Below are 16,956 nucleotides of genomic sequence, written 5' to 3'. Positions count from 1 at the left end.
GCCCGGCCGACCGGCTTCCTGCGGAGCAGGCCCTTCTTCTGTAGCTTGTCCATCACCGTCATGACGGTCGTGTAGGCGATGTCCCGCTCACGACGGAGATCTTCGAGCACGTCCCTGACCGACGCCGGCCGGTGATACGACCACAGGCGCTCCATGATCGTGGACTCCAGGTCTCCCAGACCACGCATCAGGTGCGACTCCCATCTACCGGCGAATCATTCAATGCTACCGGCCGTCGTAGACGCCTGGCGATGCGTCACCTCCGCCTCCGGTCCGCGAATCGCCGGGTTCGCGATCCGGGCGGGCCCGATGCCCGGAGCCTCCTGGCGGAAAAGGTGTTGTCCATATACCCCCCACCCGTATATGGTGACCGGAGTTACGGAGAAGATGCGCAAATCGGGAGAGTGTGATGGCGGAATCGATGCAGCCCATGGATCGCACCGGACACGAGGAGCACCATGGGCATGATCACCACATGCACGCCGACCACCCCCAGAAGGTCACATGGCGGGTGGCCGCGTCGGCGACCCTGCACTGCCTCACCGGATGCGCCATCGGCGAGGTGCTCGGCATGGTGATCGGCACCGCTCTGGGCTGGTCCACCGTGCCCACCGTCGTCCTGGCCGTCGTGCTGGCCTTTTTCTTCGGCTACGCACTCACCCTGGTCGGGTTGCGCAGGGCCGGCCTCGACTGGCGCAAGGCCCTGCGGCTGGCGCTGGCGGCCGACACCCTGTCCATCATCGTCATGGAGATCGTCGACAACGCCGTCATGGTCGCGGTTCCCGGCGCCATGGACGCCGGACTGACCTCCGGCCTGTTCTGGGGCGCCCTCGCCTTCGCTCTCCTGGTGGCCTTCCTGGTCACCACACCCATCAACAAATGGATCATCGGCCGGGGCAAGGGGCACGCCGTCGTCCACGCCTACCACCACTGACAAGTCGCGCGACCCCCGGGAGGCCGCGCCGCCGCCCCCGGCCGCGGACGTCCGGAGAAAGATTCGTCCGGTGACCGTGCACGGGAGCGTGAGCGGTTGACCCATCAGGAGGGCTAGCTGTGCTCGGCGTGAGCGCCATAGTCGCTCACCGTCGCTAAGTACAGCGAAGCGACATCATCCGGGATACATCAGTCTCCACGGAAACCGGGGCGATTCAGTGTGCCGGGGAACACTCAGCCAGTCAGCCCACGTACCGTACTCACGCGTCTCGTCCACCAGACACTCGCCGACGTCGAGTACCACAGCCCTGATCACGACCAGCAGCCTACGAGGCACCACCGTCTTCCATATGTCAGCCCCAGGCTCTCATGGCAAATTTCGGTGGGCTCGGCCGCTCGCATTGGGGATGTCCGGATACGTGGCTCTGGTCATGGGAAAAGCCGCTTTGGTGGGGCTTCTGGTCTTATGATCACTCGCATCGCCCAGAGATCGCGAGGAAGGACCCCAAGTGGCCGACAAGCGGGATGAGCGGGACGCCGGTATCGACACGACCAGGCCCAGCATCGCCAGGGCCTACGACGTCGTCCTCAACGGCAAGGACAACTTCGAGGTCGACAGGGCCTTCGTCGCGGAGATCGTGAAGATCGTCCCCGAGATCTACGACGTGGCGACCTACAACCGTCAGATCCTCGGCCGGGGGGTGCGGTTCCTGGCGGAGCAGGGCGTCACCCAGTTCATCGACCTCGGCTCGGGGCTGCCGACGGTGGAGAACACCCACCAGGTCGCCCAGGGCGCGAATCCCGAGGCGCGGGTCGTCTACGTCGACAACGACCCGATGGTGCTGGCCCACGGCCGGGCGCTGCTGGCGGAGAACGACCGTACCGCGGTGGTCACCTCCGACCTGCGCGACACCGAGGCGATCCTCGCCGACCCTGCGGTCAAGCGGCTCATCGACCTCGACCGGCCGGTGGGCGTGATGCTGGTCGGGGTCCTGCACCACCTGCATGACGACGACGAGCCCCGGGGAATCGTCGAGGCCTACATGGCGGCGGTCCCATCGGGCAGCTACCTCTTCATCACCCACTTCTGCGCCTCCAGCCAGGACTCCCGTGACGCCGAGCAGAAGTTCCTCGCGCTGCTCGGCACCGGCCGGTTCCGGACGCCGGAGGAGATCACCGCGTTCTTCGACGGATTCGAGCTGCTCGAACCGGGCGTCGTCCCGCTGCCCCTGTGGCGGCCCGACGGGCCGGTCCCGGCGGAACTGACCGTGGGCCAGCGGCTCATGTATGGCGGGATCGCCTACAAGCGATAGTCCCGCGGGTGCCCCGGTCGGCCTCCGCGCCGGTACGTGGTGCCGTGTTGCCCCGGTCCGGCCCGACACGGCACCACGTACCGGCGGGAAGGCCGCGCCGGGGATTATTATAAATCTACATTGTAAAGGGCGGGGGCCGTCGCAGAAAACGGTGACGACCCGCACCGTCCTCCGCGGCCCTTCGCATCCCCGCCGAAAGATCGGGAGCGGCGCTGCTCAGGAGCATGCCGGCTCGGCCGGCAGCTTGTAGGAGCGCACCCGCGCCTCATGGTCCGAGACCATGGTCAGGGCCATCAGTCCGTCGGCTCCGCTGTGTTCGACGAGCTCGGTGAGCCGGTCGCGTACGGTGCCGGGGCCGCCGATGATCTGCGGGTCGAGGTGTTCGCGGACGAACCGCTCGCCCGAGGGGGTGAGGCTGGGCACCCGTCCGGTCAGTCCTGACGACCTCGCCGACGCGGTCCGCGACGGTGTGCGCACGTTCCTGCGCGCCTTCGCCGCTCCGGCCAGACGCCGCTCGTCCCGCCGCCCCCGCGAGTCCTGAGCCTCCCGTCGCGCGGCACGCCGAGGGACCGGCGCGGGACTTCCTGCCTCCTGCCGGCCGGAATTCTCGTAGTTCCCCGGCTGACCGTGGAATCGTGGACTTCGATGCCCCGGCGGTGTTCGTCACGCCACCGAATTCCCTGGGCCGAGGGCGCCGGCGCCGCGTCACCTGGAACCTTGATCGCCCGAGTACGGGCTTCCGGCCGCTGAATCCGGGTCCTGCCGGAGCGTGGGCGGTTCTCGTCTTTACCGGCGAGGCCGGTCTTTCAGCGTATTTCTTTATCTTTGCGGCCTGCTGCTGATAACAGATCGGTAAGACCGTACTGTCATGGGCCGCATACAGTGTGTGATTTTTGCCAGGCTAGGGGAGGTCGGACGCGATACGGGAGGCGAGATGTACGGTGAGCGTGATCGGACTCACGGCCACGGCCTCAACGCCAGACCACGAGGGCGCATGCCGTACAGCGACTCGTGGATCCGGCCGCCGGATCCTCCCCGCTCGGCCGGACCCGCGACACTCCCCGAGCCCGATGGGCAGTGGCAGGAGGAAGCGCCGGCACCCCACAGGACAGCGCGGCACCGGAAGGACGAGGAGGCGGGTGACGACGCCGTCCGGTCACCGGCCCACCGCTCCTGGACATACCTCGACAGCAGGCCGTTCTCCATGCCTCCGCCGCCCAGCCCCTGGCGGCGGCCGTGGACGAGGCTCTCGCGCGACCAGCTCCTGGGACCGGCGCTGGTCGCCGGGTTCCTCGTCGCCGCGGGGGTCGGCGTCTGGTCGTCCGGCTGGTCCCCGTGGGCCGGGACGCCCACTGCGAGCACGGTGCCCGCGCCTCCCGCGGAGCGCCTCCTCGCGGATCACGACATGGTGTTCACGCCACCGCGAGCCCCGGCGACGGCCGGGGCGGGGGCTTCCACGGGAGAGCGGAAGACCTCGGCGGGCAAGGGGAGGGCGGCCGGGCGGAGGAAGGCGCCGCGCCGAGACCCGGTGCGGGTCATGCCGGCGGAGCGGGCCCTTTCCGGTCCTGCCGGAAGGTCCGGCAACGAATGGGTCAAGCGGGTGGAGCGGCACCGCGAGAGCGGGGAGGGGCGAGGCTCCGCGCGGACCGGCACCAGATCGGGAGAGGCCGGAAACGCCGCGCCGGTGACCGGAAGCACCGGCCGGGGAGCGGGCAATGCCGCAGGAGGCTCCGCCGGTGCCCGGGGGAACGCCGGAAGCGCCGCATCGGGGCGGTCGCGCTCCGGGGTACGGAAGGCCCGGTCACAGCCCCGCACGGCCAGGACGGGTGCCCCGGACGCCAGGTCGCCTTCGCCCTCGGCGTCCAGGAGCAGGCCGGCTGATCCGGCCGCCGGGGGCGGGAGCGCCGCCGGCATCAGCGCCGCCTACGCCTGCCGCCACCTGCCCTCCGGCGACTGGCGCTACGCCTACTGCGTACGGGTCTGGAACGACTACAAGAGCAGGAACGGCCTGCCCTGATCGGGCTCGAAGGCCGGGAGAGTACGACGGTTCCCCCGTCGTGCCATCAAAACCGGGTGACGCGCGCGTGGTCTCTCCCTCTCGGACGTGGGCCGACGGGGGGAGACGTCCCATCATGTCGCCGGTGGCGGTCCGGTTCGTGATCTGGGTGAGCGGGGTGGCGGATTGCGGCCGATGTCCCAGCTAGGACCGTGGGAGTGCGCGGTGCTCACGATCCTTGGTGTGAACTTGGGGTATCCCGGCGATTACTCATGGTCATCGCGGCGCATGAGGTCACGTGCAGATCAACCCTCAGCACCAACGGGAGTACCCATGCACATCCGCATCGCCGCGACGGGGCTCGTCGCCGTCGGCCTTCTCGCCACCCTGGCCACCGCCGGCGTCGCCACCGCCGCCACTGACGTCGCGGTCATCCCCGCCCCGGCCGCGTGTGCCCAGGAGCATCTCGCGCTGCTGGACGCCGAGGACGCCATCGCAGGCGTCGAGGCCGTCCCGGAGGTCAAGGCCGCCCATGACGCCTTGGTGAAGGCCGGCACCGCCGCGGACGTGGGCAAGCTCGCTCGGCAGACGCCTCCGAAACCGCTCGGGGCAGGCGCGCCGGAGGCGGATCCCGCCACCGCGAAGGCAATGGAGGAGTACAACGCCGCCGGGGCCAAGTACCTGCAGGCGCGCGACGCGGCGCTTTCGAAGGTCACGCCACTGCACCAGAGCTCCAGGGACGCGCTCAAGAAGTGCCTTCAGGCCGGCTCCGCCTGAACCTGATCGGATGACACGGGCCGGAGTCTCCCAAGCCGCGACCAGGGTGGACGGTCAGTGGTGGCCGGGGACTCCGGCAGGGGGCGACACAGGCTGCTACCGAACTTCTGCTCAGGGATGGATCGCCCTGCCGCGTGACCACTTCGCACCGGAGGGCGGAGTTCTGAGGAGGCGCCGGTATCGCCCGGGTCTGTCGTGCCTCTCCGTGTTCTTCCAGTGTCCCTCGTGGTTCCGGTTGCGTCGTTCGGCGTGAATACGGATGTCCGGTCGCTGTAATCTCCAACAATCCCGCAAGTGGCGCCGTGTTCGGCTGCGCCCGCAAAATAAGGCTGGACATCTCATGATAAATACTGCTGAAATGGTGTTTTTCGTGAATAAGTAATTCACCCTACGCAAGGGGCAGTCGGACACTCCCTGATGGTGGCGCATGGACACTGCTCTGTCGTTTCGCGTTCTCGGTCCACTTGAAGTCCTGGTAGGTGAGCGACGGGTCTCGATCGGAGGGTCACGCCAGCGCATTATTCTCGCCACGCTCATCCTGCGCGCGGGGCGGGTCGCCCCCGTCGACCTGCTCGCCGGGGCGATATGGGGCGAGCACCCGCCGCCCACCGCCCGCAGCCAGGTGGTCATCTGCGTCTCCGGGCTCCGCCGGGCCTTCCTGGAGGCGGGCGCCCCGGCGAACCTGCTCGGTACCTCCTCGCCCGGGTACATCCTGCAGGCTGACCCCTCCCAGGTCGACGTCCTGCTCGCCGAGCGCCTCGCCGCCAAGGCGAGGGCCGCGGAGAACGCCGGCGACCTCTCCGGCGCCGCCCGGCTGTTCGCCGAGGCGTGCGGTCTGTGGCGCGGTCCGGTTCTGGCCGGCATCGAGAGCGCGTTCGTCGAGTCCGAGGCACGACGGCTGGACGATCGCCAGCTGACGCTGACCGAGGAGCGCGTCCAGCTGGAGCTCGCCCTCGGCCGGCACCGGGAGCTGATCGACGACCTCGCCGTCTTCGTCGACGCCAACCCCCTGCGCGAGCGGCTGCGCGCCCAGCTGATGCTGGCCAGATACCGGTGCGGGCGCCGGGCGGAGGCGCTCGACACCTACCGGATCGGGCGGATGCAACTCGTCGAGGAGCTCGGCATCGAGCCGGGCACCGAGCTGCAGGCCCTGCACGACGCCATCCTGCGCGACGCCCCCGAGCTGACCCCGGCACCCGTCAGGGTGAGCGTGCCCGTCTCCGAGGCCGCCACCGGACCGGAGCCCGTGCCCGCGGAGCCCGTCGCGGTGGCCCCGGTCGAGCACGGGGTGGTGCCCGCGCAGCTGCCCGCGGACGCGCCCTGCTTCGTCGGCAGGACCACCGAGATCGCCGAGTTGGACGCCCTGCTGGACAAACGGATCGGCCAGGGGTTGCTCACCATCGCGCTCATCACCGGGGTGGGCGGGGTCGGCAAGTCGGGGCTCGCCGTGCACTGGGCGCACCGGGTCGCCTCCCGCTTCCCCGACGGCCAGCTCTTCGTGAACCTGCGCGGCTACGACCTCAACGCCCAGCCGTTGACCCCCGGCGCGGTCATGGACCGCTTCCTGCGGGCCTTCGGCATCGCCGGCGAGCGCATCCCCGAGGACCTGGACGAGCGCGCCGGCCTGCTGCGCACCGTCATCGGCAGGCGTCAGGTGCTGCTGCTGCTGGACAACGCCCGGTTCATCGACCAGGTCAGGCCGCTGCTGCCCGGCTCCGGCACCTGCTGTGTGATCGTGACCAGCAGGGACCCGCTGGGCGACCTGGCCGCCAGGGAGGGCGCCAGCGTGATCCATCTGGAGGTGCTGGGCGCGGCGGACTCCGCCGCGCTGCTCGCCGGGGTCGCCGACTCCGTGGTCATGGACGAGGACCCCAAGGCCGCCGCGCTGCTCGGCGAGCTGTGTGACGGGCTGCCACTGGCACTGCGGATCGTGGGCGCCCGCCTCACCGCCCGCTCGTACTGGACCCCGGCCCGCCTGGCCAAGCGTCTCGCCGACGAGCGGCGCCGGTTGGACGAGCTGAGTTACGGCCAGCTGACCGTACGGGCCAGCTTCGCCCTCAGCTACCGCGACCTGAGCCCCGAGGCGGCGCTGATGTTCCGCAGGCTGGGGCTGCTCGAGGCGCCCGACTTCGCCTCCTGGGCGGGTGCGGCGTTGCTCGACATCGACGGCCTCGACGCCGAGGACCTGATCGACCAGCTGGTGGACGCCCAGCTCGTCGAGGTGCTCGGCCCCGACGGCGCCGACCAGATCCGCTACCGCTTCCACGACCTGGTCCGGCTGTACGCCAGGGAGCGGGCCGATGAGGAGGAGCCGCCCGAGGACCGGCTCGCCGCCGTCACCCGCGCCCTGAGCTGCTGGCTCGTGCTGGCCGAGGAGGCACACCAGCGGGAGTACGGCGGGGCCTTCACCCAGCTGCACGGCGCGGTGCCCCGGTGGCGGCCGGCCGACGCGGACGAGCTCCTGGAGCGGCCACTCGACTGGCTGGACGCCGAACGCGGCGCTCTGGTCGCCGCCGTCTCCCAGGCCGCCCATCTCGGCGCGTCCGAGCTGTGCTGGGACCTCGCCGTCACCGCCACCACCCTGTTCGAGGCCCGGAGCCACTTCGACGACTGGCGCACCACCCATGAGACGGCCCTCACCGCCGCTCGCCGGGCCGGTGACCTGCGCGGTGAGGCGGCCGTTCTCTGCTCGACGGGAAGCATGTATCTCTTCCAGCAGGTGCCGGAGCGGGCGGGCGAGTGCCTGTGGGCGGCGCGCGAGCTGTTCGAGCGGCTTGAGGACTCGTACGGGATGGCGCTGGCGCTGCGCAACATCTCACTGCTGGACCGGCTCGCGGGCCGCTTCGACACGGCGCTCGACGGGTTCCTCACCGCGAAGAGGATCTTCGCCGCGGTCGGGGACCGCTTCGCCGAGGCCCACGTGCTCGGCGGCATCGCCCAGGTCCACGTCGACCAGGGGAGGGCGGAACTCGCCGAACCCCTGTTGAGACAGGCCCTGGAGGTCTTCCGGCAGCTGGGCAGTGAGCGGGGTCAGGCGCAGATACTCAACAGGCTGGGGGAGACACTGCTGCGCCAGGACCGGCTGGGGGAGGCGGAGGTGACCTCCCGGGCCGCGCTCGCCTTGGTCAGGGAGCGGCAGGACGACATCGGGCAGGCGTACATCCTGTGCGGGCTGGGGGAGATACAGGTCCGCCAGAACCGGCTGGAGGCCGCCGTGGAGAGTCTCGACGAGGCGCTGGCCATCGCCCAGGGGGTGCGCGAGCGTTTCGTGGAGGCGCGGATCCACCTGGCCTTCGGCCAGTTGCACGCCCGGCGCGGCCGGTTCGACGAGGCGGTGGCATATCTGCTCGAGACCTTCGAGATATCCACCGAGCTGGATACCCGGCTGTGGCAGTTCAGGGCACTGTCCGCGCTGGGGGAGGTGTTCATCCTCAAAGGGGACGAGGCCGCCGCCTCCGATGCGCTGAATCGCGCCCTGGATTGTTGCACCGATACCGATTCCGAGGATTACCGGCGAATCAGGGCGCGACTGGCTACTTTATCGGGAATTTCCGCTGAATCATCAGGTCCATGTGCTGTCGCCGGTGATGTGAGCGACTGACGAGGCTGCGGTGATCGTACCCTGAACGACGGCCACAGGCAGGGTGAAGAGCGCGGCAGTGGCGGTGACCTTCGCGACCCAGGTAATCCACCGAGACATTTTCAACCTCATTCATCCGTGGTGTTTTCTTTCCTTCTTTCGTTCTGCGACAAACGTAGAATGGGGCGCGATCGAGTTGATATCACATCGGCTACCGCTTGATATCCGGGGTCGCGTCGCGCATCAGCACCGCTGTGAGCAGCACGTCCGCTCCCCACGCCAGGTGCTCGGGGGCGGTGTACTCCCCGGGGGCGTGGCTCACCCCGTCTCTGCTCGGCACGAATATCATCCCGACGGGCGCGATCCGCGCCACGATCTGGGCGTCGTGGCCGGCGCCGCTGGGCAGGCGGTGGTAGGGCAGGCCCTGCTCGGCCGAGGCGCGGGCGATGAGCTCCCGCAGGCCCGCGTCACAGTCGACCGGAGAGGTGCGCGCACCGGGGACGACCGTGACGCGGGTGCCGGTCGCACCGGCCACTTCGGCGGCGACCTCGGCCAGCCGCGCCAGTGCCGCGTCCAGCGCTCCGGCCGAGGTGTCGCGGAACTCCACCCCCAGCCGGACCCTGCCGGGGACGACGTTCCACATGCCGGGCTCGACGGCGCATGTCCCGGTGGTGGCGCGCAGCACCAGCCGCTCGTCGGCGGCGATGGCCCGCACGGCCAGTACCAGCCGGGCGGCGCCGTCCAGCGCGTCCGCCCGGTGCTCCATGGGCGTGGTGCCCGCGTGCCCGGCCACGCCGTCGACCGTGACCGAGACGTTCACCCGCCCGGTGATCGTCTCCACCACCCCGATCGGTACGTCCAGGCGTTCCAGCACCGCTCCCTGCTCGATGTGCAGCTCCAGGTAGGCGGCGATGTCGCGGGGCGACCAGGCCGCCTCGGCCAGCCGCTCGGCGTCGCCCCCGACCGCGGCCAGCAGATCGGCGACCGGGATGCCGCGATCGTCCAGGGCGCGCGCCGCGCCGGGCGGCAACACCCCGGCGAAGCCGTGCGAGCCCAGCATGCCCATCGTCCCGTGGGCGCCCTCCTCGTCGCAGAAGGCCACCACCGCGAGCGGGTGGTTCAGCCGCACGCCCTCCTCGTGCAGGGTCCTGGCCACCTCGATGCCGGCCAGCACCCCGTAGGCCCCGTCGTAGGCGCCGCCGTCCGGCACCGTGTCGATGTGCGAGCCCAGGACCAGCGCGGGCGCCCCCGGCGCGGCGCCGGGGCGGCGGCCGATCAGGTTGCCGGCCGCGTCGATCCGTACGGCCAGCGCGGCCTCCTCCATGAGCCGCGCGACGTAGGCGCGGCCCTCCACATCCGCAGGGGTGAACGCCAGCCGTGTCACCCCGCCGCCGGGCACCGCGCCGATGGCGCCGAGCCCGGCCACCTGCTCCACCAGACGCCCGGCGTTGACACGGGGCCGGGTCCCCTGCAGGACGGTCATGGCGTACGCAGGGATTTGGGGCGCATGTCCGTCCAGACCCGCTCGATGTGCGCCAGGCAGTCGTCCCGGCCACCGAGGGTTCCGGTGGCGCTCCACCCGGCGGGCAGGGCCCGGTCGTGCGGCCAGATGGAGTACTGCTCCTCGTGGTTGACCACCACTACGTAGGTGCTCACGTCAGACCTCCAGGTCACCGATCGTGGTCGAGTCGTCCCGCACGGCGCTCGTCCGGGAGGAGCGCGCCGCCCGCGCGGTACGCGGTGTCATCTCGCAAGGGGAAGGCCGGGGCCGGACACCAGGGCGGTGATCGACCGCTCCAGCTCGCCGGCCATCGCGGCGACCGTCTCCGGAAGGAACAGTGCCGTGTCGTACTCCAGGACCGCTCGCGCGTGGCCGCCCAGGTCGGTGACCTCCAGGGCCAGGTCGAACTGCGAGGTGCCCAGCGGCATGACCAGCCGGTCGGCCGTCACCCCGGGCAGCCGGTCGTCGGCCGACTCCAGCAGGCGCCGGTCGTGCAGGGTGAACAGCACGTCGAACGGGGTCCTGCGGTCCCTGCCCAGCTCCGCGGTCAGCTTCGACAGCGGTAGTTCCTGGTGCTCGTAGGCGCCCAGCAGGCTCTGCCGGACCTGGCCGACGACCTCGGTGAAGGTGTGCGCCTCGGCCAGCGGGGTGCGGACCGCCACCGTGTTGACGAAGTGCCCGATCAGGTCGGCGACCTCGCTCCTGGAGCGGCCGGACACCACCGAGCCGACCGTCACGTCCCAGACGCCGGTGCGGCGGGCCAGCCAGACCTTGAAGGCGGCCAGGTAGACCATGTGCGGTGTGGTGTCGGTGGCGCGGCACAGCCCGCGTACGTCGACGGGCAGTTCGAAGGAGTGCTGGGCGCCCTGGAACAGCGGCCGTCTGGGGCGGGGCAGGTCGGTGCGGAGCGCGGTGCGCGGTGCGCCCGCCAGTTGCCTTCGCCAGTAGTCCACCAGGCCGGACAGCCGCTCACCGGTCAGCGACTCGCGTTCCCAGACGGCGAAGTCGACGTAATGGGTGCCGGGCGGCGCCGGTTCGGCCGAGCCCTCGACCCGGTTGCGGTAGAGGGCGCACAGCTCCCGCCAGAAGATCGCGGTCGACCAGCCGTCGAAGACGATGTGGTGCGCCAGGACGAGCAGCACGTGCTCGGTGGGGGAGACCCGGTACAGGACGGGCCGCAGCAGCGGGCCGCCGGCGAGGTCGAACGGCCTGCGGTACTCCTGGAGGATGAGCCCGGCGGCGTCGGCCGTCTCCACCACCGGCAGCGGCACCGGCGCCGGGTCCGCCACCCGCTGCACCGGCCCCTGCCTGGTCATCGTGAACGTGGTGCGCAGCGACTCGTGCCGGGCGACCACCCGCCCGATCGCCCACTCCAGCGCCTCGACGTCCAGGGGGCCACGGAGCCGGAACGCGTGCGGCGCGTTGTAGGCGAGGCTCGCCGGGGCCAGGTGGTTCAGCACCCACAGGCTCTCCTGGGCGTAGGAGAGCGGGTAGCCGGCGCCGGGCGTCCTGGGCAGCGGGCGGGGCCCGGTCCCGGCGGGACCGGCCAGCCAGGCGGCCAGCTGGGCGGCGGTCAGGTGGTGGAAGACGTCGGAGATCGACACCTGCACGCCCAGCCGGTCCTGGATCCGCATCGCCACCTGGACCGCGGCCAGCGAGTGGCCGCCCAGGCCGAAGAAGTCGTCGTCCGGGCCGATCTCGCCGGGTTCCAGATCGAGCACCTCACTCCAGACAGCGGTGACGACATCCAGCAACTCGGCCGGAACCCGGCCGGTCGTGCCCGTGTTCCCGGCCGGGGCGTCCGCGCGCGGGGCCGGGCCGTGCGGGACCGCCGGGGGACTCACCGCCGCGGCGGCCGGGTCCCCGCTCCCTACCCCGGTACCGGGACGGGGCTCCCAGGCGAAGGCCGCCACCGGACGGCCGGGGTCGCCGGCCGCGAAGTCCAGTACCCGCAGGTAGCCCTGGGCGAGCCAGGCGATCGTGTCCGCGTCGAACAGGTCGGTGTTGTAGCGCAGCAGGCCGGAGATCTCGCCGTCCGCGGCGACCAGCTCCAGCTCCACGTCGAAGCGGACGGTCCGCTGGTCGAGGGGGTACGTCGACAGGGTCAGCTCGCCCAACCGCAGCAGCATGCCCCGCTCGCCCGCCGAGGAGGCGCCCAGCGGCGACGCCGCCTCGGGGGACTCGGTCCGGACGATCTCCCCCCGGTGCGAGGCGCGCAGCGTGAACGCCACGTCGAACAGCGGGGAGCGGCTGGGGTCGCGGTGCGCGCCCAGCCGCTCCACCAGCAGCGGGAACGGGTAGTCCTGGTTGTCCAGGGCGCCGAGCACCGCCCGCCGGGTGCGGTCGAGCAGCTGCGAGAACCCGGGGTTCCCCGACAGGTCGGCGCGGAGTACGACCGGGTTGACGAAGTAGCCGGCGACGTCGGAGAACTCCGGGCGGCTGCGCCCGGAGGTCCAGGTGCCGAGCAGGAAGTCCCGCTGGCCGGAGGCCCGGCCCAGCAGCACCTGGAAGGCGGCCAGCAGCGTCGTGTACAGGGTGGCCCCGCCGCCCGCGGCCAGCTCCCCGACCGCCGCCGACCGTTCGGCACCCAGCCGGAAGGCGTGCGAGGCGCCCCGGAAGGTCTGGTCGGCAGGGCGCGGCCGGTCGGCGGGCAGTGCGAGCACCGGCGGCGGGTCGGCCAGCAGACGCGTCCAGTAGGCCGCCATCCTGGCCCCCTCCGGCTGGGCCAGCATCACCGCCTGCCAGGCCACGAAGTCGGCGTAGGTCGCGGCGGGTGGCGCGCAGGCGGGCTCGGAGCCGCCGCGCAGCGCCGTGTACGCCTGCCCCAGCTCCTCCAGCAGCGTGAACAGCGACCAGCCGTCGATCGCGATGTGATGGGTGACCCAGAGCAGCACGGATGCCGCCGCCGGGCGCCGTACCAGCACGACCCGCAGCACCGGGCCGCGCTCCAGGTCGAACGGGCGGGCCGCCTCGGCGCCGAGCAGGGCCGCGAGGTCCTCCTCGGGCGCGAGGGCGACGACGCGGAAGTCCAGCTCCCCCTGCGGGGCGACCCGCTGCACCGGCGTGCCCTTGACGTGCCCGTACGTGGTGCGGAAGATCGGGTGCCGCGCCACCAGCCAGGCGAACGCGCCGCGCAGCGCCTCCGGGTCGGCCTCGCCGTGCACCGTCCAGGCGAACGGCATGTTGTAGGCGACGCCGGCCTCCCCGCGCATCCGGTCCATGAACCACAGGGACTGCTGGCCGTAGGAGAGCGGAAAGGGTGCGGCGCCCGATTTCATCAGCTTGGCGAGCAGGGCGCGCTTGTCCGCCTGGGACAGCGGCGCTCGGGTCTCCATCGAAGTCCTCCAGTGGGGGGTCAGGTCGCCGGGACGGTCAGCCGCTCGACGAGGGAGACGGCCTCCTCTGGGGAGGCGACGGAGTGGAACATCGACTGCCCGGCCAGGGAGATCAGCTCGAACCGCCGCAGGGTCTCGACCAGGCTGATGAAGCCGTCCCAGACGCCCTCGGCGTTCACGATGACCAGCGGTTTCTCGGACATGCCCAGGTAGGTGGCGGAGATCACCTCAAGGATCTCGTCCAGCGTCCCGTAGCCTCCGGGCAGCGCGATGAAGGCGTCCGCGCCGCGCAGCATGTGCTCCTTGCGCCGGTGCAGGCTGTCGGTCAGGTGCGTCTCCTGCGCCGGCGCGGCGATCGCCCGCTCCCGCTCGTACAGGAACCGGGGGATGATCCCCCGGATGGTCGCGCCGGTCTCCGAGGCGGCCCACGCCACCTCGCCCATCAGGCCGGAGCCGCCACCGCCGTAGATCAGACGGTGGCCCCGCTGCCCGATGAGCCTGCCGGTCGCCCTGGCCATGTCGACGATGATCTGTGAGTTGCTCCGTCCCGCGCCGCAGAAGACGCAGATCTCCAGTGGTTTGCCGCCCCCGCGCACACCCGCGCCGGGTTGGAGGATCGTCGAGGTCATCGCTGTCTCCCTAGGAGGACCGGTAGCGCGTGATCGCCGGCAGGTGCCGTTCGCGGAGTTCGTGGTCGCGCACGCCGAGACCCTCGGCGGGGGCGAGGCAGAGCACGCCGATCTTGCCCTGGTGGGTGTTGCGGCGGACGTCGTGCACGGCCTCGGCGCTCTGCTCCAGGGCGTAGGTGCGCGACAGGGTCGGGTGGACGCGTCCCTGGGCGACGAGCCGGTTGGCCTGCCAGGCCTCGTGGTAGTTGGCGAAGTGCGTGCCGACGACGCGCTTGAGGCTCATCCACAGGTACCGGTTGTCGAAGGAGTGCATGAACCCGGTGGTGGAGGCGCAGGTCACGACCGTCCCGCCGCGCCGGCAGACGTAGACGCTCGCGCCGAAGGTCTCCCTGCCGGGGTGCTCGAACACGATGTCGGGGTCGTCGCCGCCGGTCAGCTCGCGGATACGGCTGCCGAAGCGCCGCCATTCGGCGACGTCGGGGGTGTGCTCGTCGAGCCAGAAGGAGAAACCCTCCGCGGACCGGTCGATGATCAGGGAGGCGCCCGCCTTCCTGGCCAGCTCCGCCTTCTCGGCGGAGGAGACGACGCAGATCGGGGTGGCGCCGCCGTTCAGCGCGTACTGGGTGGCGTAGGAGCCGAGCCCGCCGGAGGCGCCCCAGATCAGCACGGTGTCGCCCTGCTTCATGGCCGCGCCGTTGCGTGAGACCAGCTGCCGGTAGGCGGTGGAGTTGACCAGGCCGGAGCAGGCGGCCTCCTCCCAGGTCAGGTGGGCGGGCATCGGCATCAGCTGGTTGGCCTTGACCAGCGCCAGCTCCGCCAGGCCACCGAAGTTGGTCTCGAATCCCCAGATCCGCTGCTGCGGGTCGAGCATGGTGTCGTCGTGCCCCTCGGGATCCTCCAGCTCCACCGACAGGCAGTGCGCGACGACGCGGTCACCGGGCTTCCACTTGGTGACGCCGGGGCCCACCCGCAGTACGACGCCGCTGACGTCCGAGCCGAGCACGTGGTAGGGGAGGTCGTGGCGGCGGGCCAGCTCGCTGCGGCGGCCGTAGCGGCGTAGGAACCCGAAGGTGGGCACCGGTTCGAAGATCGCTGACCAGACGGTGTTGTAGTTGACCGAGCTGGCCATCACCGCCAGCAGTGCCTCGCCGGGACCGACCTCGGGGGTGGCGACCTCCTCGACGTGCAGCGATTTGCGCGGGTCCTTGTCCTCGCTGCGCATCCCGGCGAACATGTCGACCTCGTCGGCGTGCACGGTGACGCCCCAGTAGGACTCCGGTACGGCCAGCGCTTCGAAGTGGCCGGGGTCGCGCTCGCCGGACAGGATCGCGGCTCGGATCGCGGTGGTCATCGCGCTGCCTCCAGGGCGAGTCGGTCGAGCTTGCCGTTGGGGTTCAGGGGGAGGAGGGGAACGGTGCGGAACCGGGCGGGGACCATGTGCGCGGGCAGCCGCTCGCCGCACAGGGAGCGCAGCTCGCGGGGGGAGAGCGGGGTGCCGACCAGGTAGGCGACGATCAGCGGCTCGCCGCCGGGCGGGGTCCGCACGATCACGGCCGCGTCGCTCACGCCGGGCGTGCGCCGCAGCACGGCCTCGATCTCGCCCAGCTCGACGCGGAAGCCGCGGATCTTGACCTGGGAGTCGATACGGCCCAGATACTCGAAGGACCCCGACTCCAGCTGCCGTACCAGGTCGCCGGTGCGGTACCAGCGCCGCCGGCCGTCGCCCAGGTCGGCCACCGGGAACTTCTCGGCGTTGAGCGCCGGGCGGCCGACGTAGCCGGTGGCCAGGGCGGTGCCGCCCACCCACAGCTCGCCCTCGGCACCGGTGGGCACCGCGTGGCCGTCCGTGCCGACGACGGCGGTGCGGACGTGGCGCAGTGCCCGGCCGATGTTCGTGGGCCCCGAGGTGTCCTCCACCATCGCGCGGTCCACGACCGTGCAGGTGGAGAAGACCGTCGTCTCGGTGGGACCGTAGATGTTGACGATCTGTTCGCGCCCGCCGGTCAGGTCCATCCAGGCGCGGATGGTGTCGCGGTCGATGGCCTCGCCGCCGAAGATCAGGTAGCGCAGCGCGAGCGGCCGGGGGCTCTGCTCCATGGCCCAGGCCAGATACCTGAACATGCTGGGCACCTGGCAGAGTACGGTCACCCGCTCGGCGTCCAGTTTCGTCAGCAGCAGCCGCGGGTCGCGCCCGGCGGCGACCGGGACGGCGACCACGCGCCCGCCGTGCAGCAGCGCCCCCCACATCTCCCAGACCGAGAAGTCGAAGCAGTGGCTGTGAAACCAGCTCCACACGTCGCCGGATCCGAAGGAGAACCGCTCGCGGGCGGAGCGGAACAGCTCCAGCACCGCGCCCTCGGGGGTGGCGACGCCCTTGGGGGTCCCGGTCGAGCCGGAGGTGTAGATGATGTGGGTGGGGATCTCACCGGAGCGCTCGACGGGCGGCAGCACGTCTCCGGTCGCCCCGGTGACCTCGACCCTCGGCACCCCGGCGAACGGCCATGGCCCGTCCGGGTCGGCGCAGATCGCGCGCAGCTCGCTGTCGCCGGCCATGAACCGCACCCGCTCGGCGGGGTAGTCGGGGTCGAGGGGGACGTAGGTGCAGCCGTGGCCGATCACCGCCACGATGGCGGCGACGACCCGCCAGGAGCGCCGCATGAAGATGCCGACCCGGTCGCCGGGGACCAGCCCCAGCTCGTCGAGCGAGCGGCGGATCTCGGAGGCGGCGCCCGCCAGTTCCGCGTAGCTCACGGATCGGTGTTCGTCGGTGACGGCGAGCGCGTCGGGCCGCCGCCGCACGTGCTCGTAGAAGGCCGAGGCCAGGGAGCCGAATTCTTCGTCCACAGATCAGGACGATCTCCAATAGCACGACATATGGGTATTCGTCGGCGG

General features: G+C 71.2%; 14 protein-coding genes. 6 read left to right on the top strand and 8 right to left on the bottom strand.

Annotation, left to right across the window (positions count from 1 at the left end):
- On the bottom strand, nucleotides 1-188 hold a 188-nt coding region (locus ABT130_RS06515), incomplete at its 3' end, for a BlaI/MecI/CopY family transcriptional regulator (RefSeq protein ID WP_350953420.1).
- A 221-nt stretch (nucleotides 189-409) separates the two neighbouring features.
- Here ABT130_RS06515 and ABT130_RS06510 point away from each other — a divergent pair.
- Nucleotides 410-934, top strand: a complete 525-nt coding sequence (locus ABT130_RS06510; RefSeq protein ID WP_350925186.1) for a DUF4396 domain-containing protein — start codon at nucleotides 410-412, stop codon at nucleotides 932-934.
- A gap of 508 nt (nucleotides 935-1,442) precedes the next feature.
- The gene (locus tag ABT130_RS06505; RefSeq protein WP_350953418.1) at nucleotides 1,443-2,246 is read left to right on the top strand and encodes an SAM-dependent methyltransferase; all 804 of its coding nucleotides are present in this window, start codon (nucleotides 1,443-1,445) and stop codon (nucleotides 2,244-2,246) included.
- A gap of 216 nt (nucleotides 2,247-2,462) precedes the next feature.
- Here the strand turns inward: ABT130_RS06505 and ABT130_RS06500 are convergent, their stop codons facing one another.
- On the bottom strand, nucleotides 2,463-2,723 hold the full coding sequence (locus tag ABT130_RS06500) for a hypothetical protein (protein WP_350953416.1): 261 nt from the start codon (nucleotides 2,721-2,723) through the stop codon (nucleotides 2,463-2,465).
- A 158-nt stretch (nucleotides 2,724-2,881) separates the two neighbouring features.
- On the opposite strand from ABT130_RS06500, the gene ABT130_RS06495 reads away from it, so the two are divergent.
- From ABT130_RS06495 to ABT130_RS06480, 4 genes are all read left to right on the top strand, one after another.
- Nucleotides 2,882-3,088 (top strand): hypothetical protein, encoded by a 207-nt coding sequence (locus ABT130_RS06495; RefSeq protein ID WP_350953414.1) that lies wholly within the window; start codon nucleotides 2,882-2,884, stop codon nucleotides 3,086-3,088.
- A gap of 152 nt (nucleotides 3,089-3,240) precedes the next feature.
- Nucleotides 3,241-4,263 (top strand): hypothetical protein, encoded by a 1,023-nt coding sequence (locus tag ABT130_RS06490; RefSeq protein ID WP_350953413.1) that lies wholly within the window; start codon nucleotides 3,241-3,243, stop codon nucleotides 4,261-4,263.
- A gap of 312 nt (nucleotides 4,264-4,575) precedes the next feature.
- Complete coding sequence (locus ABT130_RS06485) at nucleotides 4,576-5,019, top strand: hypothetical protein (RefSeq protein ID WP_350953411.1); 444 nt, start codon at nucleotides 4,576-4,578, stop codon at nucleotides 5,017-5,019.
- Nucleotides 5,020-5,446: 427 nt separating this feature from the next.
- Nucleotides 5,447-8,620 (top strand): AfsR/SARP family transcriptional regulator, encoded by a 3,174-nt coding sequence (locus tag ABT130_RS06480; protein WP_350953409.1) that lies wholly within the window; start codon nucleotides 5,447-5,449, stop codon nucleotides 8,618-8,620.
- A 190-nt stretch (nucleotides 8,621-8,810) separates the two neighbouring features.
- On the opposite strand, the gene ABT130_RS06475 is transcribed toward ABT130_RS06480, so the two are convergent.
- The 6 genes from ABT130_RS06475 to ABT130_RS06450 form a co-directional block, all read right to left on the bottom strand.
- Nucleotides 8,811-10,082 (bottom strand): Zn-dependent hydrolase, encoded by a 1,272-nt coding sequence (locus ABT130_RS06475; protein WP_350953407.1) that lies wholly within the window; start codon nucleotides 10,080-10,082, stop codon nucleotides 8,811-8,813.
- Nucleotides 10,079-10,255, bottom strand: coding sequence for an MbtH family protein (locus ABT130_RS06470; protein ID WP_350925202.1), 177 nt, complete (start codon nucleotides 10,253-10,255; stop codon nucleotides 10,079-10,081). Before ABT130_RS06470 ends, ABT130_RS06475 begins: the two co-directional genes overlap by 4 nt.
- A gap of 87 nt (nucleotides 10,256-10,342) precedes the next feature.
- On the bottom strand, nucleotides 10,343-13,435 hold the full coding sequence (locus ABT130_RS06465; protein WP_350953405.1) for a condensation domain-containing protein: 3,093 nt from the start codon (nucleotides 13,433-13,435) through the stop codon (nucleotides 10,343-10,345).
- A gap of 20 nt (nucleotides 13,436-13,455) precedes the next feature.
- Nucleotides 13,456-14,064, bottom strand: a complete 609-nt coding sequence (locus tag ABT130_RS06460) for an LOG family protein (protein ID WP_350925206.1) — start codon at nucleotides 14,062-14,064, stop codon at nucleotides 13,456-13,458.
- Nucleotides 14,065-14,074: 10 nt separating this feature from the next.
- Nucleotides 14,075-15,415 carry a crotonyl-CoA carboxylase/reductase gene (gene ccrA, locus ABT130_RS06455; RefSeq protein WP_350953403.1) on the bottom strand — a complete coding sequence of 447 codons (1,341 nt, stop codon included), beginning with the start codon at nucleotides 15,413-15,415 and terminating at the stop codon, nucleotides 14,075-14,077.
- A complete protein-coding gene (locus ABT130_RS06450; RefSeq protein WP_350953401.1) occupies nucleotides 15,412-16,908 on the bottom strand; it encodes an amino acid adenylation domain-containing protein in 1,497 nt (498 codons plus the stop codon). Before ABT130_RS06450 ends, ccrA begins: the two co-directional genes overlap by 4 nt.
- Between the last annotated feature and the right edge of the window lie 48 nt (nucleotides 16,909-16,956).

The organism is Streptosporangium sp. NPDC001681, assembly GCF_040298085.1.
In the GTDB taxonomy this organism is placed as follows: Bacteria; Actinomycetota; Actinomycetes; order Streptosporangiales; family Streptosporangiaceae; genus Streptosporangium.
The sequence above is the reverse complement of the archived record's forward strand: the minus strand, read 5'-3'. Positions and strand labels throughout refer to the sequence as shown.